Raw genomic sequence first — 868 nt, 5'->3', positions numbered from 1 at the left:
GCGAGGGCTTTGCGAAAGTCGATCGCATCGGCGGGAGCTTGGGGGTATTGGTGTGGGTCGGTTGGGTGGCTCGGGTTGGTGAGCCATGATGGCTGGTTTGGTTAGACGACGTGGAGTGGCGTCCTCGCCCATCGCTGGAGATTGATCGCGATCGCTGCGAGTTGGAAGGCTGCCGCATTGCGCGTCAGGCCCCGATAGCGGGCGCGCGCGAGGCCATAGACGCGCTTGAGCAATGCAAACAACGGCTCGATCGGGGCGCGTCGATGCGAGATAACCGCGTTACGGCGCACCGCCCAAGGCCCCAAGCGAAGCCAGCGGTTGTGTCTGCGCATGATGCCGTCGCGAATATCCATCTGCTTCAAACGCACACGGCGCGCGATGGTGTCGTAGGCCTTGTCAGCGTAGACCGTTGCCTCGTCGCCGCAGATCAGCCCGTCGGCTGGCACCGTGTCGTTGACATTGGCTGGTGTGAAGGCSAGGCGGCGGATGATGCGACTGCCTTGGTCCATCGCCACGTGCATCTTGTAGCCGAAGGCATATTTGCCGTCCTTCTTGGTCCAGGCGGCATCAGGATCGTGAGCGCTTTTGACCAGCTTGCTGGCGGGCCGCCCGTCCGCATCCGGGGGCAAATCGGGATCCGGTGGTTCGGGCGGATTAACCGCCGAGCGGATCAGCGAAGCGTCGATCAATGTGCCGTGCTTCAGGACGTAGCCAGACCTCTCGATCTGCCCCGTAATCAAGGCAAAGGCGCGCTCCGCCAACCCGCTCTTGGCCAACTGTTCGCGGAAACGCCAAAGGGTGGAATGATCTGGTACCGGCTCACTCAGCGACAGGCCCAGAAAGCGCCGAAACGACAGGCGGTCCACCA

General features: G+C 62.9%; 1 protein-coding gene. It reads right to left on the bottom strand.

The annotated features are described in order from the left end of the window. Positions 1-101 precede the first annotated feature (101 nt). Positions 102-868: IS5 family transposase (locus tag BI327_RS40835; protein WP_076867249.1), on the bottom strand; the 767-nt coding region annotated here is incomplete at its 5' end.

Origin of the sequence: Bradyrhizobium mercantei (assembly GCF_001982635.1) — a bacterium.
In the GTDB taxonomy this organism is placed as follows: Bacteria; Pseudomonadota; Alphaproteobacteria; order Rhizobiales; family Xanthobacteraceae; genus Bradyrhizobium; species Bradyrhizobium mercantei.
Note: the sequence above shows the minus strand (reverse complement) of the source record. Positions and strands in the feature narration are given on the sequence as shown.